This is a genomic window from Nocardia sp. NPDC004718 (genome assembly GCF_053601535.1).
This window is the reverse complement of sequence record NZ_JBSGCA010000060.1, coordinates 1-21,512: the sequence shown is the minus strand read 5'-3', so window position 1 is coordinate 21,512 and position 21,512 is coordinate 1. Positions and strand designations below refer to the sequence as shown.

General features: G+C 69.4%; 25 protein-coding genes. 8 read left to right on the top strand and 17 right to left on the bottom strand.

What is annotated here, in order from left to right; genetic code table 11:
- Positions 1–30: 30 nt before the first annotated feature.
- A complete protein-coding gene (locus ACWEH3_RS30870; protein WP_450014904.1) occupies positions 31–849 on the top strand; it encodes a hypothetical protein in 819 nt (272 codons plus the stop codon).
- 120 nt (positions 850–969) lie between these two features.
- Here ACWEH3_RS30870 and ACWEH3_RS30865 read toward each other — a convergent pair whose 3' ends face one another.
- The 4 genes from ACWEH3_RS30865 to ACWEH3_RS30850 are packed head-to-tail and all read right to left on the bottom strand — an operon-like array spanning position 970 to position 3,475.
- Positions 970–1,650 (bottom strand): urease accessory protein UreD, encoded by a 681-nt coding sequence (locus ACWEH3_RS30865; protein ID WP_450014905.1) that lies wholly within the window; start codon positions 1,648–1,650, stop codon positions 970–972.
- A 9-nt stretch (positions 1,651–1,659) separates the two neighbouring features.
- Positions 1,660–2,379: an urease accessory protein UreG gene (ureG, locus tag ACWEH3_RS30860; RefSeq protein WP_450014906.1), complete on the bottom strand. Its 720-nt coding sequence runs from the start codon at positions 2,377–2,379 to the stop codon at positions 1,660–1,662.
- Positions 2,380–2,404: 25 nt separating this feature from the next.
- Positions 2,405–3,070: an urease accessory protein UreF gene (locus ACWEH3_RS30855; protein ID WP_450014907.1), complete on the bottom strand. Its 666-nt coding sequence runs from the start codon at positions 3,068–3,070 to the stop codon at positions 2,405–2,407.
- Positions 3,071–3,079: 9 nt separating this feature from the next.
- Positions 3,080–3,475: a hypothetical protein gene (locus ACWEH3_RS30850; RefSeq protein ID WP_450014908.1), complete on the bottom strand. Its 396-nt coding sequence runs from the start codon at positions 3,473–3,475 to the stop codon at positions 3,080–3,082.
- A gap of 77 nt (positions 3,476–3,552) precedes the next feature.
- Here ACWEH3_RS30850 and ACWEH3_RS30845 point away from each other — a divergent pair, with 77 nt between their 5' ends.
- Positions 3,553–4,305 (top strand): hypothetical protein, encoded by a 753-nt coding sequence (locus ACWEH3_RS30845; protein ID WP_452358438.1) that lies wholly within the window; start codon positions 3,553–3,555, stop codon positions 4,303–4,305.
- A 15-nt stretch (positions 4,306–4,320) separates the two neighbouring features.
- On the opposite strand, the gene ACWEH3_RS30840 is transcribed toward ACWEH3_RS30845, so the two are convergent.
- A complete protein-coding gene (locus ACWEH3_RS30840; RefSeq protein WP_450014910.1) occupies positions 4,321–5,793 on the bottom strand; it encodes an MFS transporter in 1,473 nt (490 codons plus the stop codon).
- Between the two features lie 60 nt (positions 5,794–5,853).
- On the opposite strand from ACWEH3_RS30840, the gene ACWEH3_RS30835 reads away from it, so the two are divergent.
- The gene (locus tag ACWEH3_RS30835) at positions 5,854–6,528 is read left to right on the top strand and encodes a TetR/AcrR family transcriptional regulator (protein WP_450014911.1); all 675 of its coding nucleotides are present in this window, start codon (positions 5,854–5,856) and stop codon (positions 6,526–6,528) included.
- Positions 6,529–6,574: 46 nt separating this feature from the next.
- Positions 6,575–7,567, top strand: coding sequence for a zinc-binding dehydrogenase (locus ACWEH3_RS30830; protein WP_450014912.1), 993 nt, complete (start codon positions 6,575–6,577; stop codon positions 7,565–7,567).
- A 10-nt stretch (positions 7,568–7,577) separates the two neighbouring features.
- Here the strand turns inward: ACWEH3_RS30830 and ACWEH3_RS30825 are convergent, their stop codons facing one another.
- Complete coding sequence (locus ACWEH3_RS30825) at positions 7,578–8,255, bottom strand: O-methyltransferase (RefSeq protein ID WP_450014913.1); 678 nt, start codon at positions 8,253–8,255, stop codon at positions 7,578–7,580.
- A gap of 116 nt (positions 8,256–8,371) precedes the next feature.
- Between ACWEH3_RS30825 and ACWEH3_RS30820 the strand changes: the two genes are divergently transcribed.
- On the top strand, positions 8,372–9,217 hold the full coding sequence (locus ACWEH3_RS30820; RefSeq protein WP_450014914.1) for an SGNH/GDSL hydrolase family protein: 846 nt from the start codon (positions 8,372–8,374) through the stop codon (positions 9,215–9,217).
- Positions 9,218–9,284: 67 nt separating this feature from the next.
- Here the strand turns inward: ACWEH3_RS30820 and ACWEH3_RS30815 are convergent, their stop codons facing one another.
- Together ACWEH3_RS30815 and ACWEH3_RS30810 are read right to left on the bottom strand one after the other, a co-directional pair.
- On the bottom strand, positions 9,285–10,550 hold the full coding sequence (locus ACWEH3_RS30815) for an SPFH domain-containing protein (protein ID WP_450014915.1): 1,266 nt from the start codon (positions 10,548–10,550) through the stop codon (positions 9,285–9,287).
- A complete protein-coding gene (locus ACWEH3_RS30810; RefSeq protein ID WP_067801674.1) occupies positions 10,550–10,981 on the bottom strand; it encodes an NfeD family protein in 432 nt (143 codons plus the stop codon). The genes ACWEH3_RS30815 and ACWEH3_RS30810 overlap by 1 nt, the downstream gene beginning before the upstream one ends.
- A gap of 130 nt (positions 10,982–11,111) precedes the next feature.
- Here ACWEH3_RS30810 and ACWEH3_RS30805 point away from each other — a divergent pair, with 130 nt between their 5' ends.
- From ACWEH3_RS30805 to ACWEH3_RS30795, 3 genes are all read left to right on the top strand, one after another.
- The gene (locus tag ACWEH3_RS30805) at positions 11,112–11,936 is read left to right on the top strand and encodes a DUF3097 domain-containing protein (RefSeq protein ID WP_450014916.1); all 825 of its coding nucleotides are present in this window, start codon (positions 11,112–11,114) and stop codon (positions 11,934–11,936) included.
- 157 nt (positions 11,937–12,093) lie between these two features.
- Complete coding sequence (locus tag ACWEH3_RS30800; protein ID WP_450014917.1) at positions 12,094–12,909, top strand: hypothetical protein; 816 nt, start codon at positions 12,094–12,096, stop codon at positions 12,907–12,909.
- Between the two features lie 47 nt (positions 12,910–12,956).
- Complete coding sequence (locus tag ACWEH3_RS30795) at positions 12,957–13,688, top strand: S1 family peptidase (protein ID WP_452358437.1); 732 nt, start codon at positions 12,957–12,959, stop codon at positions 13,686–13,688.
- A gap of 19 nt (positions 13,689–13,707) precedes the next feature.
- Here ACWEH3_RS30795 and ACWEH3_RS30790 read toward each other — a convergent pair whose 3' ends face one another.
- From ACWEH3_RS30790 to ACWEH3_RS30750, 9 genes are all read right to left on the bottom strand, one after another.
- Entirely contained in the window at positions 13,708–14,124 is a 417-nt protein-coding gene (locus tag ACWEH3_RS30790) for a hypothetical protein (protein WP_450014919.1), read from the bottom strand.
- 70 nt (positions 14,125–14,194) lie between these two features.
- Positions 14,195–15,256, bottom strand: coding sequence for a ferrochelatase (locus tag ACWEH3_RS30785; RefSeq protein WP_450014920.1), 1,062 nt, complete (start codon positions 15,254–15,256; stop codon positions 14,195–14,197).
- A 21-nt stretch (positions 15,257–15,277) separates the two neighbouring features.
- Positions 15,278–16,114, bottom strand: coding sequence for an NADH-dependent enoyl-ACP reductase InhA (gene inhA / locus ACWEH3_RS30780; RefSeq protein ID WP_355070887.1), 837 nt, complete (start codon positions 16,112–16,114; stop codon positions 15,278–15,280).
- 80 nt (positions 16,115–16,194) lie between these two features.
- Positions 16,195–16,911 (bottom strand): 3-oxoacyl-ACP reductase FabG1, encoded by a 717-nt coding sequence (gene fabG1 / locus ACWEH3_RS30775; RefSeq protein ID WP_355070885.1) that lies wholly within the window; start codon positions 16,909–16,911, stop codon positions 16,195–16,197.
- A gap of 224 nt (positions 16,912–17,135) precedes the next feature.
- Entirely contained in the window at positions 17,136–17,495 is a 360-nt protein-coding gene (locus tag ACWEH3_RS30770; protein WP_450014921.1) for a peptidase inhibitor family I36 protein, read from the bottom strand.
- A gap of 112 nt (positions 17,496–17,607) precedes the next feature.
- Positions 17,608–18,609, bottom strand: a complete 1,002-nt coding sequence (locus tag ACWEH3_RS30765) for a VWA domain-containing protein (RefSeq protein WP_355070881.1) — start codon at positions 18,607–18,609, stop codon at positions 17,608–17,610.
- Entirely contained in the window at positions 18,606–19,565 is a 960-nt protein-coding gene (locus ACWEH3_RS30760) for a DUF58 domain-containing protein (protein WP_450014922.1), read from the bottom strand. Before ACWEH3_RS30760 ends, ACWEH3_RS30765 begins: the two co-directional genes overlap by 4 nt.
- Positions 19,566–19,591: 26 nt before the next feature.
- Positions 19,592–20,773, bottom strand: a complete 1,182-nt coding sequence (locus ACWEH3_RS30755; protein WP_450014923.1) for an AAA family ATPase — start codon at positions 20,771–20,773, stop codon at positions 19,592–19,594.
- 134 nt (positions 20,774–20,907) lie between these two features.
- Positions 20,908–21,512 (bottom strand): NlpC/P60 family protein (locus ACWEH3_RS30750; RefSeq protein WP_452358436.1); only part of this gene is annotated, 605 nt, incomplete at its 5' end.

Sequence of the window (21,512 nt, the reverse complement as noted above, 5' to 3'; positions counted from 1 at the left end):
CACCGGGCGAAGTTGGGTCCTCTCGTCGCCGTGGGAACGGTTCCTCTCGTTCTCGCGCTGGTGGGAACCGGCACCGCGAACGCGGCGCCCGATCGCCCCGTTCCGGTGACCCGGACGGAACCCACCGATCAGCCGGCCCAGTGGCCCGCGGCCGAGGCGCCGAACGTGCGCCCGTACGAAGGTGTGCGGATTCCGGACGACACGCTGAGTTCGTTGCAGTGGGCGCGTCCGTTGCCGAATCCGAAGTATCTGGCCCCGCTGGAAGGGCTGCACGGCCCCGTTCCCGTCGCCCCGGTGCCGCCGATCGCGCCGCCGCCGCACAAGCTCCGCTTCGGAGACGTGCAGGTCGACGCACCGGATTGGCTGTACCGGGAGCAGGCGATCCAGCTCAACGACGGCGCCGCGATGGCCGAGGCGAATATCGCGACGTACCTCGACTCGATCGGAATGGAACGCACGAGGTCCGATCGGGTGGCGGGCCAGACCGTGGGCGCCGCCGCCATCGGCGCCGCGGCGGGCGCCGCGTTCGCGAGTCCGTTCGCGCTGTTCGGAGCGGCCGTCGGCGGAGGTCTCGCGCTGGCCATCGGTCTGCCGTTCGCGCCGATCGGTCTCGCCGCGGGCCCGATCGGGGCCGCTTACGGCGCGGCCCTGATGGCCGCCCCGTTGGCCGCCATCGGCGCGGGGATCGGCGCGGGACTCGGTGCGGTGCACGCGCTGAGCGCACCTCCCCGGGCGCAGGGCGCGCCGGAGGCGGTCGATCCGGCCCCGGAGAACACCGCCCCGGCTTCGGAAGCCACCGACACAGCTCCGGAGGCCGGAGACACGGCCCCGGAGACGGCCAACGGCTGATCGGATGGGGCTTCCGACGAGCGAGCCGGAAGGGTGGGAACCCGACGACGCTGTCGGGCTCCCACCCTTTCTATCTCCAGCTCTCGGCCGGGTTACACCTGTATCGAACGACACGATTGATCAGCGCCGCGGCTCGGCACGCTCCATTCCGGAGACGCTCAACAGCGCCCCGGTGCGGGTGAACAAACTGCCACCCGCCGCCAGCGGCAGCCGCGTCTGCGTCAAATCCTTTGTCGCCGCGGCACACTCGTCCGGATAGACGAGTTCGCTCTCCAGGGCGCGAGGCGCGGCCAGCGCGTCGTCGGCCGCTGTGTCCGCGCCCAGCGCCAGCCGGTGGCGCAGCAGAGGCGTGTCGTCGACATCGGCGATCAGGTCACCGCGCCATACGCCGCCGTCCTCGCCCGCGCGGCCGACCTGGACGCGTTCACGCATTCGCAGCCGGGCGCCGGAATCCAGCCGGATCGTGGTGACCGTGTGGTGCCGCGCACCGCCCGCGACGATCATCGGCTCGGGGTCGAAATCCAATACTCCCCCACTACCGACCTCGAGGTGCCAGCGTCCGCACGATCGCGGCGTCGCCACGCCCGGCAGTGCCAGTGTCGCCGCGACCGAGCGGACCACCAGTTCGGCACCCGGCGCGACCTTGATCACGATGTCGAGTTCGTCGCCGCCCAGCGGCGTGGCGGCGGTGCCGATCAGATGGACCGCACGCGGTCCGGTGCGGCGGGCCGACAACCCGCCGCTCGCATGAATCTCCGGAAGCGTCCCTGGGCGAGCGACGATGCGTAACTGCGTGCGCACCGGCGGCACTCAGTGCGCGGCGGCGGATTCGCCGGCGCCCGCCCGGTCCTGCTCGGCGACCGCGCGCAATTGCTCGCGTACCCAGGCCAGCACCGGCGTCGCCGCGGGATCCTCGGTGAGCGAGACGAGCACTGTCGGCCGGTCCGCACGCACCCGCGCCGCATCACGCTCCATCACACCGAGGTCCGCGCCGACCAACGGCGCCAGATCGGTCTTGTTGACCACGAGCAGATCCGAGAACGTCACGCCGGGACCACCTTTGCGCGGCACTTTGTCGCCACCCGCCACGTCCACCACGAAGATCTGCACGTCGATCAGGCCGGAGGAGAAGGTCGCGGTCAGGTTGTCGCCGCCCGATTCCACCAGGATCAGGTCCAGCGGCGGATTGGCGGCGACCAGATCATCGATCGCGTCGAGATTGGCGGTGATGTCGTCACGAATGGCGGTGTGCGGGCAGCCGCCGGTCTGCACGGCGGTGATCCGTTCGTCCGGCAGGACCGCGTGCCTGCGCAGGAAGTCGGCGTCCTCGGTGGTGTAGATGTCGTTGGTCAGTACCGCCAGCGACAGCTCGTCGCGCAGCTGCCTGCACAGCGCGGCCACCAGTGCGGTCTTGCCCGAACCGACCGGGCCGCCGATACCGATGCGCAGCGCCTCCCCGGGCGTGCGGGCCCGTTTGGGCCGCTCGTGCCCATAGTCGTGCGGCTCGCCGTCGATCAGATGCGGGGGCATGGCGCGGTCTCCTTCTTTCGGGGCGTCAACTCGCGAACAGGGGCATTTCCCGCTGCCGATGCCGCTCGGCGAGCACGTCCTGCAGTGGGTCCGACATCGCGGCAAGACCGGTCACGGCCTCGGCGGCGACGCGATCGCACAGGTCGGCCAACCGGACCGTGCACGCGGCGATGGCGGCGGGGTCCAGGGCCAGCAGACGCTGGGCCGCGGTGGCGGCGCCGGTGAGGGTCGTGTAGACGACCACACCGGCGATCTCCCGGGGCGGCACCGCGGCGGCCGCGCCGACCATTCCGAAGACCGTGGACAGATGCGGTGTCGTGGCGAGCGGCGACCAATCGTGCCGGGGCCACAGCTGTTTCGCCAGGCGCAATAGACCGCGGCCCTGGGCACGGGACGCGGCCCGCGCCGCGGGTGCGGGCGTGCGCGCGTCGGCTTCCGCTTCGGCCCGCGCCGGGTCCAGTTCGCCCGCGCACACCGCCGCGGCCAGCGACGCGGTCACCAGCCCCGAGGTCCGGATGCGGCGGCGCAGATACAGCTCGACCGTCACGACGTCGCGGACCAAGCCGGACGCGACGGCTTCTTCCACACCGCCGGAATGCACGTGGCCGCCGATCGGCAGCCGTGAGTCGGCGAGCGCGAGCACCGTCGTGAGACCGGACGCGGCCGGACCGATCGCAGCGGATTCGCGCATCCGTCGATCCTATGTCCCGGCGTGTCGGATGGATGTCCCGGTCGTTTCGCGGAGGTTCCGGTCCGCGCCGGACATGTCCCGCACGAGCCACGACAGGTCCTGGCGGGTGAGGTAGGCGGCGATGCTCAGCTCACCCTCGGCGCGCCGGACCAGGAAATCGCTGTAGAGGTCGAGGGTGGGCGCGTCGCCGAGGGTCATCGTCCAGTGTGCCGAGCTGAGCCAGCAGTGCCCGCCGAGTGCGATGGTGGACCGGGTGGCCGGCGTCGCGCGCGTGCGGCGATCCCGCGTGCCCTGGCACGAGCGGCGATGAATTCCTCCCTGGTGACGCACCGGCTCGTCGTGGGCGTGACCACCCACGAACGGTGTTCGACTCGTGGGAGGCGCGCCGGTGCGCGACTCGAGCATTTCTACTCACGCACCTTGCGGCGATCATGTGTTCGAATGTTGCGGGCGCACAGTTTTCTTCACCAGGGCGACGCCTGGTGCATCTACCGAGGGGGGACGAGGTGTCGACGCCGGACACGCGAGTATCTGCCGCACAGTGGATCGCGCGCGCGATCGCGATCCTGGTGCTGCTCCCGATCCGCCTGCTGTGGGAGGGCGTTCTGGTTCTGTGCCGCGCCACGGCGGCGGCGCTCGGGTACATCGCGCGACATCTGCTGGTCCCGGCGGCCGAGCTGATCCGGCACTGGGTGCTGCGGCCCGCGTGGATCGTCGTGAAGGATTTCCTGTGGGGCTGGGTGGTGCAGCATCTGCTGTGGGGCTTGGTGCTCACGCCGCTGTTGTCGCTCCTGCTGGAACACCTGCTGCGACCACTGCGGCGGGCGGTGGAGGTCTTCCTGTGGCGCAAAGTGATTCGTCCCGCAGGGGCCTGGTTGCTGCGCTGGGTCGGGTATCCGATCGCGTATGCCATCGCCTGGGTCTGCCACCAGACCGTCAAGTGGCTGATCGTCTGGCCCCTGTCGCAATTGTGGCGTTGGGTGCTGCACCCGCTCTGGAAAGCGGTGCGCGTGACCGCGCGCTACGGGTGGCGTGTGGCCACGCTCATCGTGGGTGTGCTCGTGGTGCTGCCGTGCCGCGCGCGGTACCGCTACGTGCTGCGCCCGGTGTTCGCCGCCTGCGCCGTCGTCTGGCTCGCTGTGGTGGTGCGCCCGGTCCGTTGGGTGCACGGCGCGATCGTCCGGCCGATGAACCGCTGGGCGGCCGAGATCGTGACTTCCGTCTTCGGCCACTGATCCCGACCGCACGACTCAGCGCGAACGCGGAGAGGCGAAGCGGGCGATCAGCGCCATCGCCGTGAGCACCGTCGCGCCGACGGCCACCGCGATGTGCATGCCGTCGACGAAGGATCCGCGCGCCGCCTCGATCAGCGCCGCGTTCCCGCCGGCCTGCTGGATGGTCTCGCCGAGCGTCGCCGCGTAGTCGCCCCCGGACCGGAAGATGAGCGCCGCGAGCGAACCGAGCAGCGCGAGACCCAGCGCATTGCCGAGTTCGAAGCTGGTTTCCGAGATACCTACCGCCGACCCGGCCCGCTCCGGCGGCACCGAGGACACCGAGACCTCCGACACCAGCGTGAAGGCCAGACCATAGCCGATTCCGGCGATCGTGGAACCGGCCAGGTACCAGCCGAGTCCGTCGTGCGCGCCGACACCGAGCAGCATCAGGTTGCCCGCCGCGGAGGCGAGCAAGGCGAACACGAAGGTCGCGCGGGCGCCGAAGCGATGCCCGACCCGGGCGCCGCCCATCGAGCAGACGAAGACCGCGACCGCCATGGGGATGCCGAGCAGCGCCGCCGCCAGCGGCGTGCGCCCGGTCACCGACTGCAGATAGATGCTGGTCAGATAACTGAGGCCGGCCAGCGACATCATGCCGGTCAGGCTGGCGCCGATCGCCACCGAGAACTGGGGCCTGGTGAACAGCCGCAGATCGAGCAGAGGCTCACGCAACTGTCGCTGCCTGCACACGAACACGGTCAGGATCACCGCGCCGACCAGCGCCACGACGATCGCTTGCACATCGATGCCCTTGGTGGCGGCGTGTTTGATCCCGTACACCACCGGCAGGATGCCGCCGATCGACAGGACGACACTCGGCAGATCCAGCGGTCCCCGCACTCCCGCCCGGTGCTCCGGCAGCACGAACGGGCCGAACGCGAGCAGCACCAGCAGCACCGGGATGTTGATGAGGAACACCGAGCCCCACCAGAACTGGTGCAGCAGCATGCCCCCGATGATCGGCCCGACAGCCGAACCGCCCGCGAAGAACGCCGTCCAGACGCCGATCGCGGCCGCTCGCTCCCGCGCGTCCGGGAACAGGCTCGAGATCAGCGCCAGGCTGGACGGCAGCAACGTCGCGCCGCCGATGCCCATCAGCGCCCGCGCCGCGATCAGCACGCCCGCGCTGGGCGCGAACGCCGCGATCACCGACGCGATACCGAAGACCGCGGCGCCCGTCAGCAGGATGTTGCGCCGCCCGATCCGGTCGCCGAGATTGCCCATGGTGATCAGCAGGCCCGCGATCAGGAAGCCGTAGATGTCCAGAATCCACAGTTGCTGGTCCGCGGACGGATCCAGATCGAGAGTCAGCGTCGGCAGCGCGAGGAACAGCACCGACATGTCCATCGAAACCAGCAGCACCGGCAGCAGCAGAACCGCCAAGCCCAGCCAGGCCCGCCGCGAGCCCGTCGTGGCCGGCTCGGTCCGGACCGGCTGCACGTCTGTCATCACCGAACATCCTCTCCATGACGCGTACGTCGTACGCATGACTCCGGGTACAGTGTACGCATGCTGCACCGCGCCGCCATCATCGACACCGCGATCGAGCTCGCCGACACCGAAGGCTTGGACGCGCTGTCCATGCGGCGCATCGCCGACCGGCTCGGGGTGGGAGCCATGTCGCTATATCGCCACGTCGCCAACAAAGACGAACTGCTCGCGCTGATGACCGACGAAGTGGCCCGGCGCAACCCGTACCCCTCCCCCGAGGGACAGGGGTGGACCTGGCGCGACCGGGTCCGCATCGCCGCCCAGGTCGACTGGGCCCTGTACCGGCAACATCCGTGGGTGCTGCTCACCTTCGCCACTCCGCGCTACAGCTTCGGACCGCAGAGCTTGGCCTGCCTGGCCTGGTTGGTCGACGGGTTCCTGGAACTCGGCGTGTCCACCCGCGAGGCGACCGGCATGTCCTTCACCGTCTGGAACTACATCTCCGGCGCGACGCTGCCCGAGATCAGCGCCGAGCTGATGGCGCGCAAAGGCATGGATCCCGCGGGCGACAACGGGCTGCGGACGCTGCTGCACGGCACGGCACAGGGACCGGTCCCCTCCGCCTTGGCCGATCTCGCCGGCAGCGGTGTACGCGACCTGACCCAGGAGGAACTGCTCTACGACGGGCTCGACGCGCTCTGCGACGGCTTCGAGGCCAGAGCTGCTCGGCGCGACCGGTTGACCTCAACCTAACTTGATGCTGGAGGCTGACCGGCGTCGCCAACGAACAGGAGCCACCGTGCACGCCATCCGCCTCCACGCCTTCGGCCCGGCCGAGAACTTGCGCTACGAAATCGTTCCCGATCCGGTGCCGGGCCCCGGCGAAGTCCGCATCGCGGTTGCGGCGGCCGGTGTGCACCTGGTCGATACCGCCCTGCGCAAGGGCGAGCCCGGGCCGTTTCCCCTGCCGCAGTTGCCGACCATCCCCGGACGCGAAGTCGCGGGCACAGTGGACCGTGTGGGCGCCGATGTGGATGCGGGCCTGCTGGGCGCGCAGGTGGTGGCCCATCTCGGCCCGGTGCCCGGCGGTTACGCCGAATTCGCCGTGACGGACACGGCGCGGCTGCACGAGATTCCGGCGAACCTCGATGCGGCGGAGGCGGTGGCGATGATCGGCACCGGGCGAACGACCATGGGCATCCTGCAGTTCACCGAGTTGAAGCCCGGCAGTGTCGTCCTGGTGACAGCCGCGGCGGGCGGTATCGGCACGCTGCTGGTGCAATTCGCGAAGAATGCCGGAGCCACGGTGATCGGGTTGGCCGGTGGCTCCGCGAAGGTCGATCGGGTGCGACGCAACGGCGCCGACCTGGCGGTCGACTATCTGTTGCCGGATTGGCCGGACCGGGTCCGCGCTCGGATCGGCGACCGCGGGGCGCACGTGCTGTTCGACTCGGTGGGCGGCGCGGTCGCCCGCGCCGGAATCGATCTGCTCGCAGCGGGCGGGCAACATCTGGTCTATGGCTGGTCCGGCAAATCGAACGACGAAGAGCCGGTCCGGCTCTCCGCCGCAGAACTGGCCGAACGGGGTATCACCTCCGAGACGGTGATCGGTCCGCCGATGCTGGCGCGCGCGGGCGGCGATCTGCGCGTCTTGGAGAACCACGCCATGGCCGAGGCGATCGCCGGACGGCTGCGACCCGGGATCCAGCGCTTCGCGCTCGCCGACGCGGCCGCCGCGCACCGCGCGCTGGAAACGCGCGGGACGACCGGCAAAGTGGTGCTGGAGCCATGACCGAGCTGGTTCACTCGACGTCGTCGCCGTTCACCACGGCATAGGCGAAGCCGTCCCAGCCCTTCGCACCGACGGTCTGCACCACGGTCGCGTCCAGGCTCGGTTCGGCGGTGAGCAATTCGACGAGTTCGCGACTGGCCTGCGCGTTCGGGTCCTCGGATCGCTCGTCGGCGATCTTGCCGCCGCGCACGACGTTGTCGACGATGATCACCGAGCCCGGCCGGGTCAGCCGCAGCGCCCACAGCACGTAATTCGCGTTGTTCACCTTGTCGGCGTCGATGAAGACCAAGTCGAACGGTTCCGGATCCTCCTCCGCGAGCACGGGCAGGCTGTCCAGCGCGGCGCCGACCCGGATCTCCACTCGGTCGCCGACGCCCGCACGGTCCAGATTCGCCCGCGCCACCTCGGCGTGCCGGGCGGCGAACTCGAGCGTGACCACCCGCCCCTTGGGTCCGACCGCGCGGGCCAGCCAGATCGTGCTGTATCCGCCGAGCGTGCCGATCTCCAGCACGCGTCGCGCGCCGACCGTCCTGGCCAGTAGATGGAGAAACTTTCCCTGCGGCGGTGACACGTCGATCGCGGGCAGGCCGGCCGCCTTGTTCGCCTGCAGCGCCGCGTCGGAATCGGGATCCGCCACGACTGTCTCCACCAGGTACCTGTCCACATCGGCCCATCCAGCTGTCGTCATACCTCGCAGTCTGCCACCCGATTCCGCCCGCGGGCGCGCCTCCGGCGAGTAGCGTTCGGCACAGAGAGACGTACATGTTTCGTGAGCGCGCCGACGAATGGACGGACAGAAACGACATGACGAATCTTGCGCGGGCCACAGCGGTCACCGTCTGTCTGATCGCCCTGGGCGCCACTTCCCCCGCTGCGGCCGAGCCCTCCGGCGGCGGGGCCGAATACGTCGCCGTGGGCGATTCCGGGGCGGCCACCACGGGCGTGCGGAATTTCGACATCTCGGCCCCGTTCCGATGTCTTCGCTCGACGGCGAACACACCGCAACTGGTCGCCTGGGACCTGGGCCTGCGGATCGACGACCGCACCTGCAACTCCGCCCTCATCGCGGACCTCACCGCCCCGCAGCAGCCGGGCATTCCGCCCCAATTCGATCCGCTCGGCCCCGCCACCAGGTTGGTCACCGTGCACATCGGCGCCAACGACGCGTTGATGGCCGAACACATCGTCGCCTGCCACGTGTACGGCATCTCCGGGGCCGGTACCTGCGCCGGTCCGGACTGGGGCGTCGACATCGATGCGATCGCGGCGCCTTACGCGGCCGCATTGCAACAGATCTCGGCTCGGGCGCCGCGCGCGCTGATCGTCGTCGACGGCTGGCCGCGCTACGTGCGCGACGGCGGCTGCCCGGCGCTGGTCGGTCTCCGCCCGTCCGACGCCGCGCCCATCCAAGCCGCCTTCGATCATCTGAATTCCGTGGTGTCCCGCGTCGCCACCGCGCACGGCGCGATCTATGTGGACACCAGCGCCGCCTCGGAGGGCAGGGACGCGTGCGCGCCCGTCGGCGTCCGCTGGATGGAGCCCGTCCTCGCCACCGAGACGCTGCTGCCCTACCACCTCAACCCGCAGGGCATGCGCGGCATCGCCGACGTCGTGGTCCCGGCGATCCGCGCCGCCGGGCTGCCCGGCTGAGTGATTCGGCCGCGCCGACGCGACCGCCCCGAACTCGGGCGGAGTCCGGGGCGGCGCGGGCGCGATGTTATTTCGTGAAGTTCTCCGGCGGCTGCCAAGGACGGCCGTGCGGGTCGTCCGGGCGCTGGGCCGGAGGTTGCTGCGGCGGCTGCTGCTGAGCCGGGAAAGCCTCATGCGGAGGGATGACCGGCTGGTGCGGCGAAGGTTCGAACGTCGGCGGGGGCGGTGTCGGGGTCAGCCCCTCGACCGGGGTCCGCGCCGTGGCCTCGGCGGCCCGCACGGCGCGCTCGATGGTCGGGTCGGGCGCGGTGTCGAACCAGTCCGCGACATCGGAGTCGTCCTCGGGCTTTGCTTCCGCGCCGTCGGAGGCGGGCGGCTCGTACCGGAACACACCGTCCTCGCCCTGCGTACCGAAGCTCTTCGCGAACCCCTCCAGCGCCTTGCCGAAATCGCTGGGTACCAGCCATACCTTGTTGGCGTCACCGCGCGCGACCATGGGCAGCGTCTGCATGTACTGGTAGGCAAGCAATTCCGGTGTCGGCTTGCCGGATTTGATGGCGGCGAAGACCTTTTCGATGGCCTTGGCCTGGCCTTGCGCCTGCAGGTAGGAGGCGGCGCGCTCACCTTGTGCCCGCAGGATGCGGCTCTGCCGTTCGCCTTCGGCCGACAGGATCGCCGACTGCTTGGCGCCCTCGGCGGACAGGATCTGCGCCTGCTTCGAGCCCTCGGCCGTCTTGATCTGCGATTCGCGCTGTCCCTCCGCGGTGAGGATCATGGCGCGCTTCTCGCGATCGGCCTTCATCTGCTTCTCCATCGACTCCTGGATCGACGGCGGTGGATCGATGCTCTTCAGCTCGACCCGCGCGACGCGCAGTCCCCAGCGCCCGGTCGCCTCGTCCAGCACACCGCGCAGCTGGCCGTTGATCGAGTCGCGGGAGGTGAGTGTCTGTTCGAGCGTCATGCCGCCGACGACGTTGCGCAGTGTGGTGACGGTCAACTGCTCGACAGCGGCGATGTAGTTGCTGATCTCGTACACCGCCGCCTGCGGGCTGGTCACCTGGAAATAGACCACCGTGTCGATGTGCAGGGTGAGGTTGTCCTCAGTGATCACCGGCTGCGGCGGGAACGACACCACCCGCTCCCGCAGATCCACCTTGGCGCGGACGCGGTCGGCGAACGGCACGAGGAACGTGAGCTGGCCGGAAACCGTCCGCGAATACCGGCCCAGCCGCTCGATCACCGCGGCCTCGGCCTGCGGCACCAGCGCGATCGACTTGAAGACCACCACCACGACCAGCAAGATGAGGACGGCGGCAACGATCAGTACAGCCATCAAGGCCCCTTCCAGACGACGGCGGTCGCGCCGTCGATCTTCATGACATAAACGGTCGTACCCGGTTCATAGACTTCGGTCGTGTCCATCGGCCGCGCGGTCCACACCTCGCCGTTCAGTTTCACCTGGCCGGAGTGCGCCGCCACCTGCTCGAGCACCAGAGCGGTCTTGCCCGGCAGGGCGTCCACGTTCGTCGGCGTGGGCGGAGGAGTTCCGAAGCGACGCCGGATGATCGGGCGCACACCGAGCAACAGCACCGCCGAGATCACCGCGAAGACGACGGCGTCGGCCACGACGGAGGTATCCGCCGCCGCGCTGACACCCGCGGTGCCCAGCGCGGCGACACCGAGCATCAGCAAGGTGAAGTCGCCGGTGAGCATCTCCGCCGCCGCGAGCAGAATGCCCGCGACCAGCCAAAAAATTGCGGCCACACGACCACTGTAGTGCGCGGATCATGATCTCGGGCGCGTCATCGACGAGTACTCCCGATGAATTCCACGCGTGGACGCGCGGTGCCCCTGGTCCGCCGAAAGCCATAGCGGCGGTGCTAGCTTCAGGCAGGTGAGCGGGCGTGACAAGTACGGCGACATCTTCTCCGGACATCCTCGATCGAAGAAAAGGGCGGTGCCGACGGTCTCCGCGGAACGCGACCTCGTGGTCGAGGATGCCGCCAGCGGATTCTGCGGCGCGGTGGTCGGATTCGATCGCAGCTACGACGGCGAGTTCGTGAACCTGGAGGACGCTCGCGGCACGGTGCGCCTGTTCGCGCTGCGCGAGGCGGCGTTCCTCATCGACGGCGAGCCGGTGACGCTGGTGCGGCCGCGGGCCGCCGCGCCGCGGACGCCGAACCGCTCGGCCTCCGGCTCCACCAGGGTGGAGGGCCTGCGCGCCCGGGTCGCCCGCGGCAGCCGGATCTGGGTGGAGGGCGTGCACGACGCAGCGCTGGTCGAGCGGGTGTGGGGCCACGATCTGCGGGTCGAGGGCGTGGTCGTCGAGCAGTTGGAAGGCTTGGACAATCTGGCCGCTCGGCTGGCGGACTTCCGGCCCGGCCCGGGCAGGCGAGTCGGCGTGCTGGTCGACCACCTGGTGACCGGATCGAAGGAGACCCAGCTGACCACTGGGCTCGGGCCACACGTTCTGGTGACCGGGCACCCGTTCGTCGACGTCTGGCAAGCCGTGCGCCCGGCCACCCTCGGCATCGCGGAGTGGCCGCGGGTGCCGCGCGACGAGGATTGGAAGACCGGCGTCTGCCGACGCCTGCGCTGGGGCTCCCCGCAGGACGGCTGGCGGAAGGTGTACGAGGCGGTGTCCTCCTTCCGCGACCTGGAGACGCCGCTCATCGGCGCGGTCGAGCGACTCATAGATTTCGTCACCGAGCCGGACTGACGACGGCGGAGGATGGGCGCCCCACTCCGATGCCGGACGGTATCCGCACGGACTCGCTCGTCGCGGGCAGCGCGGCGCCCGCGGTTTCCGTGCTGCTCACCGATGCCCTTGCGTATGGATGCCCACCGGTAGCGCCCACCCTTTATGCTCGATAATTATGTGCTCTCCAAGTGCGACGCTGACGGTGTGGGCGAGCTCCTGGCTGGCCGGCTGCAGTGCGCCCGACGACGTTTTGGCGGCCTTGCACGCGTGGGCGCCGAAGCACACCATCGCGGCGGGTGATCCGCTCACCGGCGGCCGCACCGACCTACCCTGGTCCGCCCACGGCAACCTGCCGGGGAGCGGAGTCATGGCCCTGCTCAAGGTGATTCGCGAGACGATGGCGCAGCCCGGCGCGCAACTGCGACTGGTTCTCCCGGTCCCAGGAGACATCCGCGGCGTCCCCGCGGGCACGGCGTTCGCGGCCGACGCGATCGAGGCGGGCGAGGGCATGCTGATCGGCGTACCCGGCACCGAGGGCACCGGCCTCATCCCGCGCTGGGCCGAGGACGACACGCTGCAGTGGACCGTCTACAGTGCGCCCATCCCCTCGGCGCCCGGTCCCGACATGTCTCTCGGTGAAGCCGAATACGCGATGCGCGAAGCGGTTCGCGATGCCGCCGACGCGCTGATGAAACTGCACACCACATCCCTGGGCGCGCTCGACTCCGATCCCCGCGAGCTCATCGAAGCCGAACTGGCCGACTATTCGCGGCACGACTATCCCGAGTCGATTCCCCTGCGCGCCAGGCGCATTCTCGACACCGCCGATCATGTCGCGGCCATCCTCACGGTGGCGCAGCGGGAGCCCGCTTCCGCGCCCACCTCCGCCAGCGCGATCGGTGCGCAGGAATCGCTGCTGCGGCCGCTGTGGGACGCGATCCGCGCCGCGCGCCTGGTCGCCGTGCACGCCTCCGCGCGCGGAAGCCGCTGACATCATGCCGGGGGCGGTGTGAGATGCGTTTTTCCCGTCGTTGCCGCATGGCCGCCGCCACCATCGCGACTGTTCTGTGCGGTCTCACCCTGCACGCCCCGGCCTCGGCGATCGTGGGCGGCGCCGACGCGACGACAGCGGAGTATCCGTGGCTGGCGGCCATCGGCACGCCGTTGTTCCTCACCCGCGCGTCCGGGCAGTTCTGCGGCGGCGCGCTCGTCGCGCCGGACCAGGTGATCACGACGGCGCACTGCGTGGCCCTGGCCCAGACGCTGACCCAAACGCTCACCGTCACCTTCGGCCGCGACGACCTCCGCGAGCACGACGGAAAAACTCTGCACGTCAAGGACATTCGCATTGATCCGGGTTTCGGTGCAACCGTTCTCGACATGACGACCGCGTATCACAACGACGTGGCGATCCTCATCCTGGACGAACCGCAGCCCGGTCCGACGATCGCGGTCGCCGCACCGGCTTCGGGCACCGCGACCATCCTGGGCTGGGGCGCGACCTCCGAAACCGACGAAGCCAATACTCGATTGCGCGCGGCGAACGTCCCGCTGGCCACCGATGGTGAGTGCACCACCGCCTACGGTCCGGCCTTCGATCCGTACACCATGCTCTGTGCGGGCACTCCCACCGCGGACACCGCCCAGTACGACAGCGGCGGACCGCTTCTCATCGATGGGCGGCTCGCCGGTCTCACATCCTGGGGCGTCGGCGCGGCCCGCCCCGGCTTCCCCACTGTCTACACCCGCCTGACCGGCCCGGGCTTCTGAGTCCCAGGGTCGGCGAGCTTCACTGCTGCGGCGGGTACGGCGGCTGCTGTGACGGGTACTGGTGCTGCGGCGGATACTGCTGATACTGCTGTTGCCCCTGCGGCGGATAGGGCTGCTGGTATTGCGGGGCCGGATACTGCGCCTGTCCCTGGTGGTTCTGCTGCGGAAGATACTGCTGGGGGTACTGCTGTTGCGGATACTGCTGCTGGGACTGGTTCGCCTTGTTCCGCTTGCTCAGCCAGATCACCAGCCCGATGACCACGGCGACGACCCCGACGCACAGCAGCAGACCGCCGATCGAGAAACCGCCGCCGCGACCGCTGCGACCGCGGCGCCTGGCCTCGGTGACGTCGAGCGCCACGGTCCATACCTTCGTATCGGACCAGGCGTGCGGATCGAGCACGGCGGCGTTGGTCAGCATGTCGGCATAGGTCATCTAGAGGTACCCCCCGGAAAGTCGGATTCGGCGATCGGTCGCAGGCGATGCTATCCGCGACCCCTCCTCCTCAATTCCCAGCAGTGGGACGGCGCGTGACCGCACAGCAGCCGACGGCGCACGGCGCGCCGTCGCTCGTGCAGCCGTAGCCGGGCACCGCACCGAGCCGCCGGGGTTCGGCTCCGCGCAACTGCTCGGACACCAGTTCGACGACCAGCTTCGCGAAGCGCGGATCGCTTCCCGGCGTCGCGGCCCGCGCGAAGCCCATACCGAGTTCGGCGGCTTTCTGCGCGGCCTCGTTGTCCAGATCCCAGATGACTTCGAGATGGTCGGAGACGAAGCCCACCGGACAGACGACCACGGCCTCGACTCCCTTGGCCGCGAGATCGTCCAGGTGGTCGACGATGTCCGGTTCCAGCCACGGCACCTGCGGCGGACCCGAACGCGACTGCCAGACGAGGTCGTAATCGGTGAAACCGGTTGCCGCCGCGCACAATCGAGCCGCGTCGGCGACCTGACGGCTGTACAGCCGACCGCCGTCGGCAGGCGGACCCGCGGCGGCATCGGCCGACACCGGAATGGAATGCGCGGTGAACACCAGCCGCGCCGCGGCGCGCTGCCCGGCCGGGAGCCGATCGCGCGCCGCGCGAATGGCATCGGCGAACGCCTCGATCAACAGCGGGTGATCGAAGTACTGACGCAGCTTCAGCAGTTCCGGCGCGCCCGCACCGAAGACCGCACGCGCCCGGGCGATGTCCTCGTGGTACTGCAGGCATCCGGAATAGCCGCCCCACGCCGAAGTCGGGAAGACCAGTGCGGAGCCGACACCGTCGGCGGCCATCCGCCCGACGGTGTCCTCCACCATGGGATGCCAGTTCCGGTTACCGAAGTACACCGGCAACTCGATACCCGCGGCGGCCAGTTCGGCCTCGACCGCCGTGATGATGTCGCGATTGAGCGCGTTGATCGGCGAGACACCGCCGAAGTGCAGATAGTGCTCGGCGACCGCTTCCAGGCGCTCACGCGGCACTCCCCTGCCCCGGGTGACGTTCTCCAGGAACGGCATCACGTCTTCGGGACGCTCCGGACCGCCGAAGGACAGCAGCAGCAGCGCGTCGGCGGTTCGAACCACGGTGTCTCCCATCCGATCGGCTCAGTTGATCGCCATGTTCTCCGGGAACCAGGTGTTGTGGCTGGCTCCGCCGTCGACGTAGATGATCGAACCGGTGGTGCCCGGCAACCAGTCCGACAGCAGCGCCACAATCGACTTCGCCACCACCGTGGGGTCGTCGACGTCCCAGCCGATCGGCGAGGCGCCGTCCCAGTAGACGTTGAGCTGATTGAGCTTGGCGGCGTCGTCGGTCGCGGTGCCCGCGATCGCCTTGGCGGCCAGCGTCTTGATCGGCCCGGCGGCGATGAGGTTGGACCGGATCTTTTTGGCCGCGCCCACCTCGCGTGCGACGTATCGGTTCACCGACTCCAGCGCGGCCTTCGCCACGCCCATCCAGTTGTAGAACGGCATCGCGGTGCGCGGATCGAAGTCCATGCCGACGATCGAGCCGCCCTCGTTCATCACCGGCAGCACCGCGCGCGACAGCGACGCGTAGCTCCACGCCGAGATCTCGAACGCCTTGGCGGCATCCGGGCCCGGGCCGTCGAGGAACGGCCGAGCCTCCGGCCCCATGAGGGTGCGTGGCGCGAACGCGATCGAGTGCAGCACCCCGTCGATCCCCTGCGGAGCCAGTTCCCGCAGCTTGTCGGCCAGGCCGGCGAGATCCTCTTCGCTGGTCACGTCGAGCCCGATGGCCGGCGGGACCTCCTGGGGCAGGCGCTTGGCGATCCGGTCGATCAGCCGCAACCGCTCCGGGATGCCGGTGATGAGCACCTTCGCGCCCTGCTCCTGCGCGACGGCCGCCGCGTGGAACGCGATCGACGAGTCGGTGATGATGCCCGTGACCAGGATGGTCTTGCCTTCGAGCAGTCCGCCCATGAGTTCTCGGTTCTCCTGAAAATCGAATGTGGGGTTGGCTGCGGGCGGCCTGGACCGGCCGCGCTACGCGTTCGGTGTGGTCAGTGGCCCATGCCCATGCCGCCGTCCACCGGGATGACGGCGCCGGAGACGTAGGCGGAGTCCTCGGAAGCCAGGAAGCTGACCACCGCCGCGATGTCCTCCGGCTGGCCGAGCCGCTGCAAGGGGATGAACTTCTTGGCCATGTCGCGCATGTCCTCGGGCAGGTCGGCGGTCATGTCGGTCTCGATGAAACCCGGGGCGACGACATTCGCGGTGATCGAGCGCGAGCCGAGCTCGCGGGTGATCGAACGGGCCAGACCGATCACACCGGCCTTGGAGGAGGCGTAGTTGATCTGACCGGCTTGGCCGCTCATGCCGACCACCGAGCCGAGGAAGATCATCCGGCCCCAGCGCGCGCGCAGCATGGCGCGGTTCGCGCGCTTGGCGCACCGGAACGCACCGGTCAGATTGGCGTCGAGCACCCGGGTGAACTGCTCCTCGTTCATCCGCATGAGCAGCGTGTCGTCGGTGATGCCCGCGTTGGCCACCAGCACCTCGACCGGACCCTGGTGCGCCTCCACCTCGGCGAAGGCGCCGTCCACCGACTCGCTGTCGGTCACATCGCATTTCACACCGAACAGGCCGTCCGGCACCCCCGAGCCACGATGCGTGACGGCCACCTTGTGACCGTCGGCAAGCAGACGCTGCGCGACCGCGAGTCCGATGCCGCGGTTTCCGCCGGTCACCAGGACCGACCGGGATGTGATGTTCGACATGGGGTTCAACCTACCTGGTCGAATCGGCAGGCAACGACCGGGCCGCCACGTTCGTCCGACCGCCATCCGAGCCCGGCCGCGTTCGTGAAACGCCACAACGACAGCACGAAACGAAGCCCGATCACGCGGGCCGGCCGGTGGTGCGCAGGACACCACCGGCCGGTCGGCATTCGATCGATGTGCCGCTTTCACTCACCCTCGGCGACCGACGCACGAGGGACTGCTCAGCAGCTGGGGCACCAAGTCACGGACAGCGCGTCGAACCCCAGATCCTCCACCTGCTTACCCGGCCCCACGTAGCGGTACGGTTGTCCGCCGCCACAGTTGGAACCGGAGCTGAACAGCAACTCGACGTTCGTGTTGTTGATCACCGATCTGGTGCTCGGATCTCCCGCCGGTCCGCAGTAGTTCCGGAAGTTCTTGGTGTTGAGCGTGACCACCTTGGCCGTACCGGAAAAGCCCGCTCCGGAGTACTGACACAGACTCCCGGCCGGACAGCCCGCCGCGGATGCCTCCGGAAGCGGAGCCACGACAAAGGCCAGCGCGGCGAACGCGATCGCCGTGAAAATTGCGGAAATTCGCATGATTCCTCCCCAAATGGAGGGCGGCACTCCCTTACCGCCCGTCCTGGGCACGGTAACACACTTCCCCGGCTACGGCCCGTGTAATCGCCTGCGCGCCTTGCTGTTCGTAGCGCTAAGGCAAACGCTGGCGATACACCAGACCGATCACCACTCCCGCCGCGACGACCACCAGTCCGAGCAGCAGCCACGGACGACTGGCGTCGCCTCTGGTCAGCTCGTACCCGATCTGTTGCTCCAAGGTGTCGTACACCTTGGTCAACTCCTGCAAGGACGACGCGGTGTAGAACTCCCCGCTGGACAGTCGCGCTATCTCGCGCATGGCGTCGTCGTCCACCTCGACGCGTACCTGGTCCTTGCTGCCGTCCTCCCGGGGGATCTCGACGACGCCCCAGCGAGTGCCGAAGGAAATGGTCGAGATGGGGACGTTTTTGCTCTTGGCGAGCCGGGCGGCGACGTACTCGTGCCGGGGGTTGTCGACGTCCTTGAAATCCGGAACGGTCTGCTTACCGTCCGACATCAGCACGATCCGGGCCGGCGGTGGCTCCTGGGCGCCACCGAGCACCGTGGCGAGCGTCTCGATCGCCTGCAGCGCGGTCAGAATGCCTTCACCGGTAGCGGTGCGCTCGGCCAGCCGCACATTGTCGATCGCGGCTTTGACCGATTCGTGGTTCGTCGTGGGCGAGACCATCACCGAGGCGGTGCCCGCGAAGGTGACGAAGCCGATGTTCACGCCCTCGGGCAGTCCGTCGACGAACTCCTTGCCCGCCTTCTTGGCGACCTGGATGCGGCTCGGGGCCACGTCGGTCGCCTCCATCGACAGCGACACGTCCATCACCAGCATGACGGTCGCGCGGTTGCGCGGCACCTTCTTGACCGCGGTCGGTCCGGCGGCGGCGACGGTGAGGAACACCAGGCCGACGAGCAGGAGCGCGACGGCCACGTGCCGGAACGCGCTCGGCCGCGACGGAGCGACCTTCTCCAGCAGCGCCATGTTGGTGAACTTCAACATGTGCTTGCGCCGGTTGCGCTGCACCAGGACGTAGCCGAGCGCGATCAGCGCGATGACGACGAGGAATCCCAGCCAGATCTGTGCGGTGAAATGCGAAATACTCACTGGCGTGGCACCCGCCCGGTCGGGGCGCCGAAGCTGTGGCGCCGGGTGGACACGAACCGGACCACGTCGGCGATCCAGTCCCGATCGGTTCGCAAGGTGAGCACCGGAGCGCCACAGCCGCGCAGGGCTTGTTCGACCTGCTGCCGGTGCCGCTGCGCGGCAGCCGCGAAATCGGCGCGCAGCGTGGGGGTCACGCTGAACTCGCGGGTGCGCCCGGTCTCCGGGTCGTGCAGCACGACGTCGCCCATGTCCGGCAGCGAGAGGTCGCGCGGGTCGAGCACCTCGACCGCGAGCAGATCGTGCCTGGCCGAGATCGCGCGCAGCGAGCGCTGCCAATCGATGTCACCCAGGAAGTCGCTGATGATCACCGCGAGTCCGCGTTTGCGCTGCGGACGGCGCAGCGATTCGATGCCGCCGCGCAGGTCGCCGCGTACGCCGTCGCGCGCGTGCGGTGTGGTGGCGATGCCGCGCAGCAGCGACTGGGCGTGGACGCGCCCGCCGCGCGCCGGGATGCGGGTCAACCGTTCGCCGGTGGCGACGACCGCACCGATCCGGTTGCCGCCGCCACTGGTCAGATGGGTGATGGCGGCCGCGGCGGCGATGGCGAGATCACGCTTCTGGCAGGCGGCGGTGCCGAAGTCGAGGCTGGCCGAGAGATCGACCACCATCCAGGTCTCCAGCTCCCGGTCGGCGATCATCTGCCGCACGTGCGGATGAGTGGTGCGGGCGGTGACCGACCAATCCATCTGGCGCACGTCGTCGCCCGGCTGGTAGGCGCGTGCCTCACCCGGCTCGGAGCCGGGGCCGGGGATGAGACCGAGGTGATCGCCGTGCAGCACGCCGTCGAGCCTGCGGCGCACGGTGAGTTCGAGGGTCTTGAGCGCGACCGTGAGCCTGGGGTCGGTCAACTCCCCAGCGTGGAAGGACGGCGGTGCGTGGGACGGCGACGTCGGCACTGGCGCGATCCGATCCGATGCCGAGGTCACTTCGGCGGAACGGTGCCCGCGGGCTGCGACTGCTGCCCGTTGGGCGGCTGGGGCACGGCCTGCTGCGGCGACGGCGGCTGGGGAATCTGCTGCGGGGCGCCCTGCGGCGGCGCGGCGGGCACGCCGGGCGCGACGGCCTGCGGGGCGACCTGTGGCAGGCCGACGGTCTGCAGAACGCGCTTGATGACGTCCTCCGGGCTGATCTCGTCGGCGAGCGCGTCGTAGGACAGCACCAGGCGATGGCGCAACACGTCCGGGATGACTTCGACGACGTCCTGCGGCACCACGTAATCGCGGCCGCGGATGAGCGCGACGGCGCGGGCCGCGGCGATGATGCCGAGGCTGGCGCGCGGCGACGCGCCGTAGGAGATCCAGCTGGCCACGTCCTGCATGCCGAAATCGGCCGGTTTGCGGGTCGCCGCGATCACCCGGACCACGTAGTCGACCAGGGCGTGGTGCACGAAGGTGTTGGCCGCGACCTTCTGCAGGCGGATCAGATCCTCCGGCTCCAGGATCCGGCTCGCCTCCGGCGGGGTGACGCCCATCCGGTAGATGATCTCGCGCTCCTCCTCCACGGAGGGGTAGTCGACGACGACCTTGAACAGGAAGCGGTCGCGCTGCGCTTCGGGCAGCGGGTACACGCCCTCGCTCTCGATCGGGTTCTGCGTCGCCATGACCAGGAACGGGTCGGGCATCGGGTAGGTCTTGCCGCCGATCGACACGTGCCGCTCGGCCATCACCTCGAGCAGCGCCGACTGCACCTTGGCGGGCGCGCGGTTGATCTCGTCGGCGAGCACGAAGTTGGCGACGACCGGGCCGAGTTCGGTGTCGAACTCCTCGCGGCCCTGCCGGTAGATGCGGGTACCGATGAGGTCGGTGGGCACCAGGTCGGGCGTGAACTGCACGCGGGCGAACGAGCCGCCGACCACCCTGGCGAAGGTCTCCACGGCGAGGGTCTTCGCGATGCCGGGAACACCTTCGAGCAGAACGTGACCACGTGCGAGCACGCCCACGAGCAGTCGTTCGACCAGGCGATCCTGGCCCACGATCACCCGCTTGACCTCGTAGATCGCCTTCTCCAGGGTCTGGACGTCACGCTCGAGGGTGCTGGGCGTGGAAACCGGCGCATCCTTCGCCGAGTTCGCTCCGCTCACACCGTCCGTCGAAGTCACCAACATCCCCGCTTTCGCCTTGGTCCTGTGCGTGCTGCCACAACTATTCCAGGTAATCACCGCCTGTGCCGCAACCGGACCCGACAGAATGGGAATTTCCGCGGTCCCCCGGCCGGGCGGGGCACCCGGAATGTCCGATATCAGGAGACGACGCGGACCGCGAACGGCATGATGCCGCCCTCGCGGACCGGGGACACCTTCACCACGTCGCCGGATTCCGGCGCCTCCACCATCTTCCCGTCGCCGAGATACAGCGCCACGTGCTGGCTGCCGTTCGGACCCCAGAACAGCATGTCGCCGCGCTCCCGATCGCCGACGGGCACCCGGGTGCCCGCGTTGTATTGGTAGCCGCTGTAGTGCGGCAGCGAGACCCCGACGCCCGCGAACGCGTAGACCATCAACCCCGAGCAGTCGAAGCCGACCTTCTCGAAGTCCCCGTAACTGTCGGCGACGCCGCCGTCCCGGATGCCGCGGGTCGGCCCGTCCTCGTCGCCGCCACCCCACGCGTAGGTGACGCCGAGCTGCGACATGGCGCGATCGACCACGATCTCGATCGCCGCGGAGCCTTCGACCGGCGGCGACTTCGGTCGTGGCGCGCTGCGCCGCGGTGGCGGCGCGTCCTCCAGCTGAGTGTGCGGGCGTTTTCCGGTGCCGAGTTCGGCGGCGCGATCGCGAGCGGCCTGGTGGTCGATCGTGATCGATGCGAGCGGTCTCGGCTTCATGTCCTGCCGTTCGCTGCTGATCT